The sequence below is a fragment of the Pseudomonas sp. DrBHI1 genome, assembly GCF_002205115.1.
Classification (GTDB): Bacteria; Pseudomonadota; Gammaproteobacteria; order Pseudomonadales; family Pseudomonadaceae; genus Aquipseudomonas; species Aquipseudomonas mosselii.
The window spans coordinates 33,176-48,646 of sequence record NZ_NIBE01000016.1; the positions used below are offsets into that span (position 1 = coordinate 33,176).

The 15,471-nt window shown below is 67.6% G+C and carries 8 protein-coding genes and 1 pseudogene; 6 read left to right on the forward strand and 3 right to left on the reverse strand.

Annotation, left to right across the window (positions count from 1 at the left end):
* Positions 1–3,911 (reverse strand): annotated as a pseudogene (locus tag CC207_RS27355) (amino acid adenylation domain-containing protein); the annotation flags it as partial.
* Between the two features lie 418 nt (positions 3,912–4,329).
* Here CC207_RS27355 and CC207_RS02635 point away from each other — a divergent pair.
* Both CC207_RS02635 and CC207_RS02640 read left to right on the forward strand, forming a co-directional pair.
* On the forward strand, positions 4,330–5,082 hold the full coding sequence (locus CC207_RS02635; protein WP_028691693.1) for a LuxR C-terminal-related transcriptional regulator: 753 nt from the start codon (positions 4,330–4,332) through the stop codon (positions 5,080–5,082).
* A gap of 16 nt (positions 5,083–5,098) precedes the next feature.
* Positions 5,099–6,529, forward strand: coding sequence for an efflux transporter outer membrane subunit (locus tag CC207_RS02640; protein WP_088851521.1), 1,431 nt, complete (start codon positions 5,099–5,101; stop codon positions 6,527–6,529).
* On the opposite strand, the gene CC207_RS02645 is transcribed toward CC207_RS02640, so the two are convergent.
* Both CC207_RS02645 and CC207_RS02650 read right to left on the reverse strand, forming a co-directional pair.
* Entirely contained in the window at positions 6,499–7,251 is a 753-nt protein-coding gene (locus tag CC207_RS02645) for a helix-turn-helix transcriptional regulator (RefSeq protein ID WP_062360817.1), read from the reverse strand. The two genes, CC207_RS02640 and CC207_RS02645, sit on opposite strands and share 31 nt — an antisense overlap.
* 89 nt (positions 7,252–7,340) lie before the next feature.
* Complete coding sequence (locus CC207_RS02650) at positions 7,341–7,778, reverse strand: PACE efflux transporter (protein ID WP_028691696.1); 438 nt, start codon at positions 7,776–7,778, stop codon at positions 7,341–7,343.
* 315 nt (positions 7,779–8,093) lie between these two features.
* Between CC207_RS02650 and wecB the strand changes: the two genes are divergently transcribed.
* Genes wecB through CC207_RS02670 form a run of 4 tightly spaced genes read left to right on the forward strand, consistent with a single transcriptional unit; the run spans position 8,094 to position 15,263 of the window.
* Positions 8,094–9,248, forward strand: coding sequence for a non-hydrolyzing UDP-N-acetylglucosamine 2-epimerase (gene wecB / locus CC207_RS02655; RefSeq protein WP_088851522.1), 1,155 nt, complete (start codon positions 8,094–8,096; stop codon positions 9,246–9,248).
* Positions 9,245–11,419: a cyclic di-3',5'-guanylate-activated glycosyltransferase NrfB gene (gene nrfB / locus CC207_RS02660; protein WP_088851523.1), complete on the forward strand. Its 2,175-nt coding sequence runs from the start codon at positions 9,245–9,247 to the stop codon at positions 11,417–11,419. Before wecB ends, nrfB begins: the two co-directional genes overlap by 4 nt.
* Positions 11,416–14,418, forward strand: coding sequence for a phage receptor (locus CC207_RS02665; protein ID WP_088851524.1), 3,003 nt, complete (start codon positions 11,416–11,418; stop codon positions 14,416–14,418). Before nrfB ends, CC207_RS02665 begins: the two co-directional genes overlap by 4 nt.
* The gene (locus CC207_RS02670) at positions 14,418–15,263 is read left to right on the forward strand and encodes a DUF4434 family protein (protein ID WP_028691700.1); all 846 of its coding nucleotides are present in this window, start codon (positions 14,418–14,420) and stop codon (positions 15,261–15,263) included. The genes CC207_RS02665 and CC207_RS02670 overlap by 1 nt, the downstream gene beginning before the upstream one ends.
* Positions 15,264–15,471: the final 208 nt, after the last annotated feature.

Sequence of the window (15,471 nt, forward strand, 5' to 3'; positions counted from 1 at the left end):
CCGACGTCGTATTGGCGCACGCGCTGGCGCAGCGCCAGGGCCAGGTCCTCAGGAACGGTCAGGACGCAGGTCTCGACACGGGTCTGGATCCCCTCGCCCATGCCGGCCAGCCTCGGCGGCGCCTCCACCCCGGCCAGTGCTTCGCGCAGGAACACTTCATGGCCCGCCTGCCGAGCCTCGTCGCGGCTCATGGCAACGTAATTGCGGTAGGGCACCGGCCTGGGCAATGTATGCCCTTCGTTCGCCATCAGTACCGCCAGTTCGGCCAGCAGCAGCTGCACCGATACGGCGTCATTGACCAGATGGTGGAAGTGCAGCAGCCCCAGCCAGCGCTGCCGCGCGCTGTCCTCGACGCAGGCCAGAGCCATCATCGGCGCCTGGCGCAGGTCCAGCCGCAGTCCCTCTTCGCGCAGCCGGGTGGCCGCGTCGCCCGGACCGGACGCAAGCACCCTCAACGGCAACCAGGCCTGGCGCCACACCACTTGCTGCGGCTGCGCCAAGCCTTCCCAAGCCAGGCTGGTACGCAGGATGTCGTGACGCTCGATGACCCCGGCCAAGGCGCGGTTGAACGCCTCCAGCGCAGCCTGGCTGGCGAAGGCGAACAGCGCCTGTTGCTGGTACGGGTCACGGTCTTCGGTGAGGTGGTGATACAGCAGCCCCTCCTGCAGCGGTGCCAGCGGGTAGATTTCCTGCACATTGGCCGCCCCGCCCGGCACCCTGTCGACGATGCGGTCGATGTCGGCCTGGTCGAGGTGGGTCAGGGCCAGCATTTCTGGGGTGATCCGCTGGCAACCCGGGGCCACGCGATTGGCCGCCACCGAGTGCACGGGGGCGCCGTCAAGCGACGCGGCCAGGCTCGCCAGGGTCGGTTGGCCAAAGAGGACCTGGGCATCGACCTGCAACCCCGCCTGACGCATGCGCTCGATCAAGCGCACCGCCAGCAGCGAATGACCGCCCAGTTCAAAGAAATGATCGTGCCGTCCGACCTGCTCCACCTCCAGCAACTCGGCCCACAGCGCGGCCAGGCGCTGTTCAAGCTCGCCTCGGGGCGGCTCGTGGGCGCGCCGTACCGTGGCCTCGTTGCCCGGCGCGGGCAACGCGCGGCGGTCAAGCTTGCCATTGGCGGTCAACGGCCAGGCCGCCATCGCCACATAAGCGCTCGGCAGCAAGGCGGCCGGCAGGCGGCTGCGCAGGTGTTCGTGCAACTGCAACGGGGTCGACGGCTGTTCGCCAAGGTACCAGGCCACCAGTTGGCCGTCGCGCAGCAGCACCAGCGCCTCGCGCACGGCTGGATGACTGGCCAGCGCGCTCTCGATCTCGCCCAGTTCGACCCGTACGCCGCGTATCTTCACTTGGTCGTCGCTACGCCCAAGGTACTCCAGGGTACCGTCGGGCAACCAGCGCACCAGGTCACCCGTGCGGTACATCCGGGCGCCATGCTGCAGGGTGAACGGGTCGTCGAGGAAGCGCTCGGCAGTCAGTTCGGGGCGGTTCAGATAGCCGCGGGCGACTCCCGCGCCGCCGATGTGCAGCTCACCGACAGCACCTATCGGCAGTTGCCGTCCCTGGGCATCGAGCACGTACAGCCGGGTGTTGGCCACCGGCGCGCCAATGTGCAGCACCTGGCCCGGGCGCACCTCGCCCGCGCTGGCCACTACCGTGGCCTCGGTCGGCCCGTAGTTATTGATGATCTGGCAGCCACGCTCTCGGGCCAGCCGGCGCAGGCGATCGCCGCCGACCAGCAAGGTGCGCAGAGTCGGATGTGGCGCGCCCTGGGCGAAGGCGTGCTCGGCCACCGGCGTGGGCAGGAAGCTGACCTGCAGCGGCTGGGCGCGCCACCAGCGCAGCAGCGCGTCGATGTCCTCGCCGCCCTCGCCCACCGGTGCCAGGTGCAGGGTGGCGCCAGCGCACAAAGCCGGCCAGATCTCCCAGGCCATGGCATCGAAGCCGAAACCGGCCAGGCTGGAGGTTGCGCTGCCAGGGTGGAGATCGAAGGCTTCGCAGTGCCAGTCGACCAGGTTGGCGAGCATGCGGTGCTCGATCATCACGCCCTTGGGCTGACCGGTCGAGCCGGAGGTGTAGATCACATAGACCAGGCTAGAACCCGACAGCCCCGGCACCTCGAGGTCGGCGAACGCCGTCGCGGGCAGTGGCAGGCGGTCCAGTTCGATCACCGGCACCTCGATGGCTGGCAGACGCTCGCGCAGGCCGGACTGGGTCAGCACCACCTTCGGCGCACAATCGTCGAGCAGGTAGCGCAGGCGCTCGTCCGGGTGCGCCGGATCGATCGGCACATAGGCGGCGCCGGCCTTGAGTACCGCCAGCAGGCCGACCAGGGTGTCCAGGCCACGGCGGGCGACCACGGCCACCCGTTGCTCCGGCACCACGCCCAGGGCCAGCAGTTGGGTGGCCAGCTGGTTGGCGCGGTTGTTCAGCTCGGCATAACTCAGGTGGCGCCCCTCGTGCACGGCGGCCGTCGCCTCGGCGCACAGCGCGGCCTGGGCCTCGATGCGCCGATGGATCAGGGCCGGGCCTTGGGCTGCGCTGGCGGTGGCATTCCACAGGCGCAGGCGCTGCTGCTCGTCAGGCAACAGCAGGTCGTAGTCGTCGATGCCCGCCTGCGGCCGCGCCAGCCCCTGGGCCAGCACATGCAGCAGGCGCGCAGTGAACACCTCGACCTCTTCGGGGGCCAGCCAGGCCTGGTTATGTACCAGGTGCAGCCAGGCCTTGCCATTGTGCGGGTTGCTGCGCAGGTAGATCGACAGCGGCGTCGGCTCGTGATCGTTGCATACCTTCACGCTGTGGGCGCCGAGGCTGCCATAGCGCAGGTCATGGCCCTCTTCCTCGTAGGACACGGTGATCTCGAACAATTGCCCACGGGCCTCCCGGGATAGCCCCAGCACCCGGTTGAGCTCGCTGAGCGGCAGGCGCTGGTGACGCAGGTCGCGCCGCAGGGCATCGCCGATACCGCGCACCAGTTCGGCGAAGCTCAACTGCCGACCGAAGTCCATGCGCAAGGCATTGACCTGGACGAACATGCCCAGGGTCGCCTTGGCCCGCGCATTGCCACGGTTACGCACCGGCAGGCCGACGACCCAGTCGTCCCGCTGCCAGGCCCGGGCACAGCACACGTGCAAGGCCGCCAGCAGCACATGGGCGACCGATCCCTGCAGCTCGTCGGCCAGCTGCCGCATGCGCGCCAGCAGGTCGCCGTCGAAACTGCGCTCCAGCGCATGGCTGGGCGTGGCACCTGGCGGCAGGGCCTGTTCCTTGGGCTGCAGCAGCGCATCCGGTAGTTGTGGGTAACGGCCTAGCCAATAGGCAAGATCGCGCTGCTGACGGGCCGATCCCTGGTAGGCCAGGTCATCCTCGATGAATGTTCGGTAGGACGGGGCCGTGTCCGGCAGTGCCAGGCCCTGCTCAAGCACACCGTAGTACTGGCCCAGCTGGTGGAGCAACTGCTCCAGGCCCCAGCCGTCGAGGATCAGGTGATGGGCCTGCAACATCAGCAGGCTGCGCCCGGCATCCACATGCAGCAATGCCATGCGCAGCAACGGTCCGGTTTCAAGGGCGAAGGGCTGTTGCAGCAAGGTCTTGGCCAGACGCTGCGCAGCGGCGAACGGCTCGGCCTGCCCGCGCAGGTCGTGCTCGTCCAGCGGCACCTGCAAACCGGCCACAAAGCGCTGGCGAGCGATGCCATCGTCCCCCGCCTCGCGCACCAGCACCGTGCGCAACCCGTCGTGGAGCGCGACCAGATGCGCCAGCGCGCGCCGCAGCAGACCACTGTTCACGGCGCCGTCGAATGCCAGATACCCACCGACGTTGTAGAGCGGCGAGTCACCGTGGCTGATCTGGTCCAGCCAGATGTCGCGCTGGGCGCAGGTCAGGGGGAAGCTATCGGCGACAGGCATGGGCGGGTCTTCCTTGAAACGGGATCGTCCGCGGATTCAAGCACCCACCCCGCGCCCTGTATGGCCCCCCAAACCCGGACATTGGCCAGTCCCTTATTGCTCCGCCTAAGTCCGCTGAAACTTTTGTAGGAAATTGACGATAGTCGGCAGCCGGTACCTGCCTACCCCCGCCAACCGACGGGGCAATCGCCGGCGATCTGGCCGGTTTCTGGCGCCAATTGTCCGACAATCCATCAATTAAGGCTGCATGAGCCCACGGAAATGCCGACTTTTCTTGTCGGATAATTTGACATTTCCTGTCCCCGCTTTCCGCTACAGACGCAGGCTCGGAGCCTGCTATTCAATAGCGCCAAGCCCCACCACAGAGAGGACTCGACCGCGAGACCCACCGCGTTACCGGATCAAGGAAGACGACGACATGAAGCTGATCGACAGCCTCGAACACCGCCACGACCCGCACCTGTACCTGCAATTGGGGGCACTGGTTGCCAGCACCGGCGATGCCACCTTCGCCGAACAGATGTTCCAGCTGATCGACGACCAGGTGCCGATCCATCGGCTCGACCTCAGCGAGTGGACCCTTGACAGCGACCAGGCCAACATCCGCCAGGTCAAGGTGCTGGGCAGCGCCGGCCTGCCCGAGGCGACGCCCGCGCAAGCGCAGCTGCGCCATCCCCTGCTGCAAAGCATCATGCGCATGGAAGACCCCTTGCTGATCCAGATAAACGCCCCCGTGCACCAGTGCAACCTGGTGTCGCGCAGCGGCGACCGGCGCTGGGTCATCTGCTGCCATCGCCAGCGCAGCGAGCGGATGTTCTCCCTGGCCGAACTGTCGCTGCTCAAGCGCCTGTCCGACACCCTGCTGCCACTGGTCGAGCACCATGCCCAGCTGTTCCTGCAGACGGCCCAGCGTCGTCCGGGCAGCGTGCAGGCGGATGAGGCCGGCTCGCTGCGCCAGGTCTTCACCGAGCGCCTGGAGCAGGAGGCAATCCGCCTGTCCACCCGCGAGCAGGAAGTGTGCATCGGCCTGCTCACCGGAGCCACCGTGCCGCAGATGGCCCAGCGCTTGAATGTGAAGAACAGCTCGATCGAGACCTACCTGAAACGCGCCACCGCCAAGCTCGGCGTCAGCGGGCGCCATGGCCTGGCCCGCTGGATGGCCGGCACCTGACCCCAGAGACCCTGTCATGCCGCGAATCGCCCTGCCCTTGCTTGCTCTCGTTCTGACCGGTTGCAGCCTCGCCCCCGACTACCAGCGCCCACCTTCGCCCAGCGCCGAGCAGTACCCTACGGGTGTCGCCTACCGGGGCGGGCCACCCGCCACGGACCTGACCGGCGACTGGCGCGGGGTGTTCCAAGACCCGGTGCTGCGCCAGTTGCTCGACACCGCGCTGGCCAACAACCGCGACCTGCGCGTGGCCGTGCTCAACGCCGAGGCCTACCGCGCCCAGTACCGCATCCAGCGCGCCGAGCTGCTGCCGAAGATCGCGGCCAACGCCCAGGGCACACGCCAGTACCTGCCACGGCGGCGCACCGGCGGCGAAGGCATGATCAGCACCCAGCAATCGGCCACCGTTGGCATCAGCGCCTATGAACTGGACCTGTTCGGTCGATTGCGCAGCCTCAGCGACCAGGCGCTGCTCAGCTACCTGGCCACCGACGAGGCCCGGCGTGGCGCCGAGCTCAGCCTGCTCAGCAGCGTCGCCGGCGCCTATCTGACCTGGCGTGCCGACCAGGAATTGCTGGCCCTGTCGCGCCAGACCCTGCAAGCCGACGAAAAGAGCCTGCGCCTGACCCAGCGTCAACGCCGCACCGGCACGCTGTCGGCGCTCGACCAGATCCAGGCCACCACCCGCGTCGACAGCACCCGCGCCGCCGTGGCGCGCTACACCCGCTTGGCCGCCCAGGACTTCAACCAGTTGCAGCGCCTGGTCGGCACGCAGATCGACGAACACCTGCCGGCATTGCCGCTGGCCGACGAACAGATTGCCAGGGTCCCCGCCGGCCTGCCCGCCGACCTGCTGCAGCGCCGCCCGGACATCCGTCAAGCCGAGTACCAGCTGCAGGCCGCCAACGCCAATATCGGCGCGGCGCGGGCAGCGTTCTTCCCGAGCATCAGCCTGACCGCCAACGCCGGCAGCAGCAGCCGCGAGCTGGCCGACCTGTTCGACGCCGGCACTGGCACCTGGCTGTTCCAGCCGCAGGTCAACCTGCCGCTGTTCAACGCCGGCAGCCTGCGTGCCAGTCTCGATTACGCCACGTTGCAGAAGGACATGCAGGTGGCGCGCTACGAGAAGTCGATCCAGACCGCCTTCCAGGAAGTGGCCGACGGCCTGGCGGCGCGCAGCACCTATCAACAGCAATTGCGGGCCCAGCGCGACCTGGTCGAAGCCAGCCAGCGCTACCACGACCTGGCCGAGAACCGCTACCGCACCGGTATCGACAGCAGCCTGACCTTCCTCGACGCCCAGCGCTCGCTGTTCAGCGCCCAGCAGGGCCTGATCAGCGACCGTCTGGCGCAGTTGCTCGCCGAGGTGAACCTGTTCACGGCCTTGGGTGGCGGCTGGGACGAGGCGCCGGGGCTGGCCTACCAGCGCTCCACGGCCCTGCCGAAGTAGACCGACGGCGATACCCCGAGGGTGCGGCGGAACATCGCGCTGAAGGCACTGGGGCTGTCATAGCCCAGGTCCAGCGCCACCTCCAGCACCGACTGCCCGGCCGCCAGGGCATCCAGGCTTGCCAGCAGGCGCATGCGCCGCAGCCATTGCACCAGGCTCAGGCCGGTCTCGCGCTGGAAGGCACGGGTCAGGGTGCGCGGGTTGAGGCCGCTGTGGGCCGCGGCACGGGCCAGGCTCCAGTCCTCGGACAGTGCCTGGCGCAGGGCCTCGCACAGGCCTTGCAGGTGCGCCGAATGCGGACTGGGCACATGCAGGGCGAATACCGGCAGCACGCGCAGTTCGTCGAGGATCAGTTGCATGATCCGCGCCTCGCGGCCCTGGGCCGGATGGTCGGGGGCGATGTCCATGGCGCGGATGATCAGCTCGCGCAACAGCGGCGAGATCTCGATCACCTGGCACTGGCGCGGCAGGTCCGGGCGCGCGTTGGGTTCGACGAACAAGGTACGCATGCGCACGACGCCGGCCATGCGCAGCTCGTGCTCGACCGCCGCTGGCACCCACACTCCACGCCCCGGGGGGACCACCCAGCAGCCTTCGCGGGCACTGACCGTGACCACGCCACTGATCGCGTGGATCAACTGGGCGCGGTCATGACAGTGCGGCGCGATGTGCTCGCCATGGCGGTAGTTCTCGGCGAGCGGCAGGATGATCGGACGCGGCATCGGTGCGGGTCTGGCATGGTTGAACGTAGATTATTGGCGATGCGTGGGGCTAAGGGGAACCCGGTGACTTGTGGGAAAAAGCCCCGATATCAGCACCCCTTGGCCGCTTCCTGCGCCGATACCGGCACATCGAAGACCTTGTCGAACCCCCACTGGAACACGAACGCATAGACGAAGAAGAACACGAACAACGCCAGGTTGGTCACCAGCGCCGCCCACAGCCCGATGTCCAGCCAGTACGCCACCAGCGGCAGCAGGATCAGCACCAGCCCGCCCTCGAAGCCCAGGGCATGCAGCAGGCGCCGCAGGAAGGTGCGGCTGCGCTGGCGCTGGCGCGCTTCCCAGCGCTCGAACGCCCAGTTGTAGGCCATGTTCCAGCTCATGGCGATGCCCGACATGAGGATCGACAGCACGGTGGACTGGGCCATGCCGGCGCCGAACGCCAGCTCCAGCGCCGGCGCCACGCAGGCCACGGCGATGGCCTCGTACAGGATGGCCTGGACGACCTTGCGCGCCTTGCCTTGCATGTTCTACTCCCTGAAGAAAAGACCTACAAAACTACAAGAAGAAGGCTGTAAGAAAAAGCCCGAAATACTTTATTGACTGACCGTTCAATCAAGAAAAACTAGCATAAACGTTTCCGCACCAACCCTCCCTGGCGTTCGGCCTCGACAGTGCCGACACGACCCTCGCCTCCATGGCACTTCCGCAAGCGCCTGCAGCGCACCGTCCGGCGCAGGCCGCGCATTGGACAACCCCGTGATCGACTGCTTGTATCTATGACTGGCAAGCGGCGACACGTCGTACAACTTCGTCCAGGGAATCGAACGAGGAACTACACGATGGCTTACACCGTGATGATGGTATTCGGTACCCGCCCCGAAGCGATCAAGATGGCCCCGCTGGCCCGCGTCCTGCGCGACTGGCCCGAGGTCGACCTGCATATCTGCTCCACCGGCCAGCACCGCGAAATGCTCGAACAGGTCCTCACCGCCTTCGGCCTCACGGTCGATCAGGACCTGCAGGTGATGACCCAGAACCAGACCCTCAACGGCCTGTCCCGCGACCTGCTGGACAAGCTCGACCGCGCCTACGAGCAGGTCAAGCCCGATATCGTGCTGGTCCACGGCGACACCACCACCAGCTTCATCGCCTCGCTGGCGGCCTTCCACCGGCATATCCCCATCGGCCATGTCGAAGCTGGCCTGCGTACCGGCAACCTGCAGCAGCCCTGGCCCGAGGAAGCCAACCGGCGCTTGACCGGCGTGCTCGCCGACCTGCACTTCACCCCCACCCGCGACTCCGACGCCAACCTGATCCGCGAAGGCGTGCCGCCCGAGCATATCGAGGTCACCGGCAACACAGTGATCGACGCCCTGCTGTGGATGCGCGACAAGCTGCACCGCGATAACTGGCGCCCCGCCCCCGAATCCCCGCTCAAGGTGCTGCGCGACAACCAACGCATGGTGCTGATCACCGGCCACCGCCGGGAGAACTTCGGCAGCGGCTTCGAACGCATCTGCCTGGCCCTGGCCGAACTGGCCTTGCGCTACCCGGACGTGCAGTTCCTCTACCCCGTTCACCTCAACCCGCAGGTGCAGCACGCGGTGTACAGCGTGCTGTCCGGGCGCGACAACATCCACCTGGTCGCCCCCCAGGACTACCCGCACTTCGTCTGGCTGATGAACCGCGCCCATATCATCCTCACCGACTCCGGCGGCGTGCAGGAAGAGGCGCCAGCCCTGGGCAAGCCGGTGCTGGTGCTGCGCAAGGTCACCGAGCGCCCCGCCGTGCTCAAGGGTGGCACGGTCAAGCTGGTCGGCACCCTGACCGAGCGCATCGTCCACGAGACCAGCCAATTGCTCGACGACCCGGCGGCCTACGCGCGCATGGCGCAGGTGTTCACCCCCTTCGGCGACGGCCACGCCAGCGAGCGCATCGCCGAACGCCTGAGCCGCTGGTTCGCCGAGCAATCCGCCACGCGGGACAACGCATGAGCCTGGCTTTCATCGACTTCCTCACCTATGTCCTGTTCGGCCTGAAGATCCTCGCCATCATCCTGGCGACACTGATGTTCGTGCTCGGCCTGGACGACCTGTTCATCGACCTGTGCTACTGGGGACGCACGCTGATCCGGCGCTTTCGGATCTACGACAAGTTCGACAAGGCCGACGAGAAACGCCTGTTCGAGGTGGCGGAAAAGCCCCTCGCGATCATGGTGCCGGCCTGGAACGAGGTCGGCGTGGTCGGCGAGATGGCGCGCCTGGCGGCCTCGACCATCGACTACGAGAACTACCAGATCTTCGTCGGCACCTACCCCAACGACCCGCAGACCCAGGCCGACGTCGACGCCGTCTGCCTGCACTACCCAAACGTTCACAAGGTGGTCTGCGCCCGCCCCGGCCCGACCAGCAAGGCCGACTGCCTGAACAACATCATCGACGCCATCCTGCGCTTCCAGCAGGACGCGCGCATCGAGTTCGCCGGTTTCATCCTGCATGACGCCGAGGACGTCATCTCGCCGATGGAACTGCGCCTGTTCAACTACCTGCTGCCGAACAAGGACATGATCCAGATTCCGGTGTACCCCTACGCACCGGAATGGAAAGGCTTCACCGCCGGCCACTATGTCGACGAGTTCGCCGAGAACCACGGCAAGGACGTCATCGTGCGCGAAGCGCTCACCGGCCAGGTGCCCAGCGCCGGGGTCGGCACCTGCTTCAGCCGCCGGGCGATCAGCGCCCTGCTCGAGGACGGCGACGGCATCGCCTTCGATGTGCAGAGCCTGACCGAGGACTACGACATTGGTTTTCGTCTCAAGCAGAAGGGCATGAAGTGCATCTTCGCCCGCTACTCCATCACCGACCCGGCGCTGGCCCTCAAGCAGGACTGGCGCCTCGGCATGAGCCGCGAATTCGCCCAGGTGATCTGCGTGCGCGAGCACTTCCCGCGGGACTGGCAGCACGCCATCCGGCAAAAATCGCGGTGGATCGTCGGCATCGTGTTCCAGGGCACCAGCAACCTCGGCTGGAGCCGCAAGGGGGCGCTCAACTACTTCCTCTGGCGCGACCGCCGCGGGCTGTTCGCCTACCTGCTGAGCTTTTTGGTCAACCTGTTGCTGCTGGTGCTGCTGGCGATGTGGCTGGTGACGGTGATCGCGCCGGAGTCGTGGCGCTTCATGTCGATCCTCAGCGACAGCAAGCTGCTGAGCACGCTGCTGTGGCTCAACGGCCTGCTGCTGTTCAACCGCCTGTTCCAGCGTTTCTGGTTCGTCACCCGCTACTACGGCATCTTCGAGGGCCTGCTGTCGGCGCCGCGGATGATGTGGAGCAACTTCGTCAACTTCTTCGCCAACCTGCGCGCCCTGCGCCAGGTGATGGAAATGGGCGATTCGCGGCGGGTGGCCTGGGACAAGACCACCCACGAGTTCCCCGCCCTCGCCGCGCCTGAGCGCACGCCGCTGGGCCAGCGCCTGGTGGAGAAAGGCTTGATCAGCCAAACCCAGCTGGAGCAGGCCATCACCAGCCCGGTCCGTCGGCGCCTGGGTCGCGAGTTGCTGCTGCACGGCTGGCTGAGCAGCGAGCAACTGGTCGAGACCCTGGCTGAACAGCTGGACCTGCCCTGGGCGCCGCTGAATCCATTCAAGATTGAACCTGCGTTGATCGCCAAGCTGCCGCGCAAGCTCGCCACCCACTACGGCGTGCTGCCGGTGGACGAGGACGGCGACACCCTGGTGCTGGCCAGCGAGAGTCCGGTCAGCCAGGTTTCGCTGGGCGTGATCAGTCGCCAGCTCAAGCGCCCGGTACGCGCCCGCCTGGCGCCGCAAGGGCGGGTCACCCTGGGCCTGCGCTACCACTACCCAAGCCCCTGGCAAAAGCCCGAGACCCGCGAAATGCTCGCGGTGCTCGAGCGCCATCAGGACGACGCCACCCTGCTGGAGCAGGTCGGCATCCACCAGGTGATGCTCGGCACGCTACTGCAGGTGCGCGGCATGGTGCCGGTGACCCTGTTCAACCAGGCGCTGATCGACTTCAACCCCGAGCAGCAGAGCCTGGGCGAGCACCTGATCGCCCGCGGCATCATTACCGAAGAGGTGCTGCAGCAAGCCCTCGCCGAGCAGGCCAGCGAACAGCAGGCCGCCTATGATCTGACCCGGGAGGTGGCATGACGCCCCGTCTTTCCCTGACCCTCGCCAGCCTGCTGCTGTGCTCTTCCACCCTGGCCGCGCCGACCAAGCCGATGACCGACTTCCAGCGTTTCACCAGCTACCCGTTCATGGAGCGTGGCTACCGGGAGGCGCAGAAGGACAACTGGGCGGAGGTCGAGCGCCTGACCCGCCACGTGCTGGGGCGCGTGCCCAACAACAACGAGGCACGCGCCCTGCTGGCCGAGGCCCTGGCCCACCAGCGTCGCTACAAGGAAGCCGAGGCCATCGCCGAGGACCTCGACGACAACCCCGAGCACGCCGACGCCCTGCTCGAACTGCGCCTGACCTGGATCGAGCAGGACCCGCCCGCGCAGAGCCAGGTTGAGGCGTGGCTGGCCGACAGCCAGGGCCAGCAGCGGGTGCGCCTGTGGCAAGCCTACAGCGTCAGCCTGGCCAAGTTCGGTGGCGCGGCCAAGGCCCTGGAATGGCTCAACCAGTTGCCGGTGCGCGACGACGGCATGGTGCTGCGCATGACCCGGGCCAACTTCGCCGAGCAACTGCGCAACTGGGGCGAGACCATCGACCAGTTGCAACCCCTGGCCGAAAAGAGCGAATTGCCGCCGCAGGACTGGCAGCGCCTGGCCAACGCCTATATCCAGCAGGTCGATGAAAAGGGCCTGAACAAACTGCTGGCCAGCGCGCCTTCCCAGGAGGCGGCGACCCATGCCCGCCTGGCCATGGCCAACCGCGCCATCGCCATGGGCCACAACCAGCAGGCCGAGCGTTGGCTGCAGAGCCTGCCCACCGATCAACTGCAGCATCCCGAACAGCGCCGGCAACTCTGGGAACTGGCCCGCGAGGGCGACGATGCGGCGCTGGTGCGCCAGTTGAGCAATGAATTGCAGCGCCCGTGCCTGGAGACCGTCGACTGGCTGTCGCACAAGGACCTGAAGCTGGCCCGCGAGCAGCTCGGCCAGTGCGAGGCCCGCGACAATCCGCGCAGCTATGCCATTCTCAAGCAACGCCTGTATGGCGACCCTGCGCAGCCGCCGCAACCACGCACGGCGGCTCAGTGGGAACAACGCTACCGCCAGACCGGCGACCTCGCGGCGCTGGAGCAAGCCACGTTCATGCTGCTCGAGCGAGGCCAGACCGAGCACGCCCGGCAGTTGCTGGAGAACGCCTACGACCGCCGCCAGGGCCGATTGACGCCCTCGCTGCTGCAACGCCTGGGCAACCTCTATGCGCGCAACGACGGTCCGCTGGACACCCCGCGCATGCTCGCCCTGGTGCCGCGAGTCGATGCCGCCACCCGCGGCCAGTTGCTCGCCCGCCTGGCCGAGGCCGGCCAGTGCAACGCGGTGCGCAAGGCGATCCCGGCCAACCCGAGCGAAGCCGGGCAGTATCGCGCCCTGGGCCGCTGCGCCATGCCCGACCGGCCCGGCGAAGCCGTGGTCTACTACCAGGCCGCCGAACGCCTGGGCGACACCGCCAGCCGCCTGCCCCTGGCCTACGCGCTGGAGGCCTCGGGCGACGCCGAAGCAGCGCTGCCGATCTGGAATAGCCTGCCGGCCGACGCCTGGACCGACAATGCTCGCCTGACCGCGGCGCGGGGTGCCTTGAACGCCGGCGATGCCGACGCCGCCCGCCGCCACTGGGACGCGGCCGCGCACCGCAACGCCGACGACTGGGCCCTGGGCGCGGCCATCGCCCAACGCCAGGGCGACGCCCAGCAGGCCCTGGCCTTCCAGCGCGAAGCCCTGCGCCACACCCCGCGCGCCGATCACTACTACGCCGCCGCCAGCACCGCCCAGCAGGCCGGCGACAGCGCCCAGAGCACCGCCTGGCTGGCCGAGGCCGTGCGCCTGGCGCCGGATCAGCCGCGCTACCGCGCCGACTACGGCATGCGCCTGGCCGGCTCGACGGACAAGCAGCAACGGCGCCAGTCCATCCCCTATCTGGAGCGCGCCACCCGCGACTTCCCCGAGGACTACCGCCTGGGCGAGACCCTGGCCCTGCGCTACGACGAGGCCGAGGACAGCGCCTCGGCCCGCCGCGAGTTGCGCCGGGTGCTGGACGTGGAGCGCAACCTGGTCGACGGCGACGACGAGTACGGCAGCCTGGAGGCGCGCAAGTACCGCCAGCGTCGTGCCCATGAAGCCCTGTCGCGCCGCGACAGCATCACCCTGGCCAGCACCTGGTCGCCAGCCGGTACCTCGACCAACGATAAGTTTCTCGACAACGGCGCGCGCGCCGGCAGCTCCCGCCGGGCACAATCGCAGAACGTGCAGCTGGCGATGTGGGACCACGCCCTGGGCGAGGAGCCCAGCCGCAACGGCAGCACCCTGTCGGTCTATGGCCGCGTGCTGTTCGGTGGCCAGAGCCGCACCGACTACGCCCAGAGCATGGGCACCGGCGTCGGCCTGCGCTACAAGCCGCTCGGACAGGCCAACCTCAACCTGTACGCCGAGCTCTACCACCAGCGCCAGATCGACAGCACGCACTACAGCGGCCTGAGCCTGGGCGAGCTGCTAAGCCCGGCCAAGATCGGCGGCAACTGGGGCGACCTGCGCCACAACGCCGAATCGAGCAACGACCTGCTGCTGCGTGCCACCGCCTCGTTCCTCGACCAGGGCCGGTACCGCAATGACTGGCGCATCGACGAAGACGACTGGGACGAGCGCTTCCTCTACCTCGACGCCGCCTGGTGGACCCGGGCGGGCGATCATGCCTGGCTGTCGCGCTTCCAGCAGGGCCATGCCTGGAAACTGCCAAGCCGGTCGCCGCAGACGATCATGCCCTACGGCTTCCTCGAGTTCTCAAGCCAGGACCCAAGCAACGACTGGCGCCAGGACGCCCGCGCCGGGGTCGGCCTGCGCTGGCAGTGGTGGTTCGACGACGACCGCTACAACGCCTACCGTGGCTCGCTGAAAGTGCGCGCCGAGTACCAGCAGGCGCTGGGCGGCAACCTCTACGAGCGCGCCAACGGCGTGCTGCTGGGTGTGGAGATGAACTTCTGATGCGTACCTTTCTGGCTCTCTGCCTGCTCGCCCTGTGCCTGCCGACCCTTGCCGACGAGCGCCTGTTCTACCAGCCGCTCAACCGTGATGCGAACGTCACGCCAGCCCAGTGGCAACAACTGTGGCGCGCCACCAGGGCCCAGGGTGGCACGACCCTGATCGTGCAATGGAGCGCCTACGGCGACAGCGACTTCGGCGGCGCCCACGGCTGGCTTGCCGGCAGCCTGCGCGAGGCGCAGGCCCAGGGGCTGGAGCTGGTGCTGGGGCTGTACATGGATCCGGCCTACTACCAGCGGCTCGAACAGCTCGACGGTGAAGGCCTGAACAGCTACTTCAAGTCGCAGTTGGGCCGCTCCCTCACCCAATACCAGCAGCTCAAGACCGACTGGGCGCTGCCGGTGTCCGGCTGGTACCTGCCGCTGGAGCTGGACGACCTGCACTTTCGCGATGCGGCCAGGCGCGATGCGCTCTACACACAATTGCAGGCGTTCAATCGGCAATTGGACAAGCCCTTGCATATCAGTGCCTTCAGCGCCGGCCAGCTGTCGCCACGGGTCAATGGTGCGTGGCTGGAGCAACTGGCGAACCTTGGCCTGAACGTGTGGTGGCAGGATGGTGCCGGCACCGGTCGCCTGCCGCCACTCGTGCGCCAGGGCTATGAACAGGCCCTGCCCTGCCAGGTGGGTATCGTGCGCGAGGCGTTTCGCCAGGTCAGCCCGCCTGGGCAACCGTTCCGCGCCGAACCGGCGCAGCCGGCGCTGAGCGGAGGCTGCCACGCCGAGGCTGTGTTCGCACTGCGCTACCGGCCCTGGGCCAAGGATGTGCTGCAATCAGGCTCGTTGTAGGAACAACTGTCTTACTCAACTGCTAAAGCTAGCGCGATCCCTGTGGGAGCGGCCTTGCGTCGCGAAAGGGCTGCGCAGCAGCTCCGGCAATTTTGAGGGTGACTTTAAACCTGGGGCCGCTGCGCGCCCCTTTCGCGACGCAAGGCCGCTCCCACAGGGGACGGTTCCCTGCGCGACAGCGTAGCCCGAAAGGCTGGGTGATCTCCTA

Excerpts from the sequence above, each read along its gene's own strand:
- CC207_RS02645 (WP_062360817.1), bottom strand. The coding sequence starts at position 7,251 with ATGCCGCGTCCGATCATCCTGCCGCTCGCCGAGAACTACCGCCATGGC.
- CC207_RS02650 (WP_028691696.1), bottom strand. The coding sequence starts at position 7,778 with ATGCAAGGCAAGGCGCGCAAGGTCGTCCAGGCCATCCTGTACGAGGCC.
- CC207_RS02670 (WP_028691700.1), top strand. The coding sequence starts at position 14,418 with ATGCGTACCTTTCTGGCTCTCTGCCTGCTCGCCCTGTGCCTGCCGACC.
- wecB (WP_088851522.1), top strand. The coding sequence starts at position 8,094 with ATGGCTTACACCGTGATGATGGTATTCGGTACCCGCCCCGAAGCGATC.
- nrfB (WP_088851523.1), top strand. The coding sequence starts at position 9,245 with ATGAGCCTGGCTTTCATCGACTTCCTCACCTATGTCCTGTTCGGCCTG.
- CC207_RS02665 (WP_088851524.1), top strand. The coding sequence starts at position 11,416 with ATGACGCCCCGTCTTTCCCTGACCCTCGCCAGCCTGCTGCTGTGCTCT.
- CC207_RS02640 (WP_088851521.1), top strand. The coding sequence starts at position 5,099 with ATGCCGCGAATCGCCCTGCCCTTGCTTGCTCTCGTTCTGACCGGTTGC.
- CC207_RS02635 (WP_028691693.1), top strand. The coding sequence starts at position 4,330 with ATGAAGCTGATCGACAGCCTCGAACACCGCCACGACCCGCACCTGTAC.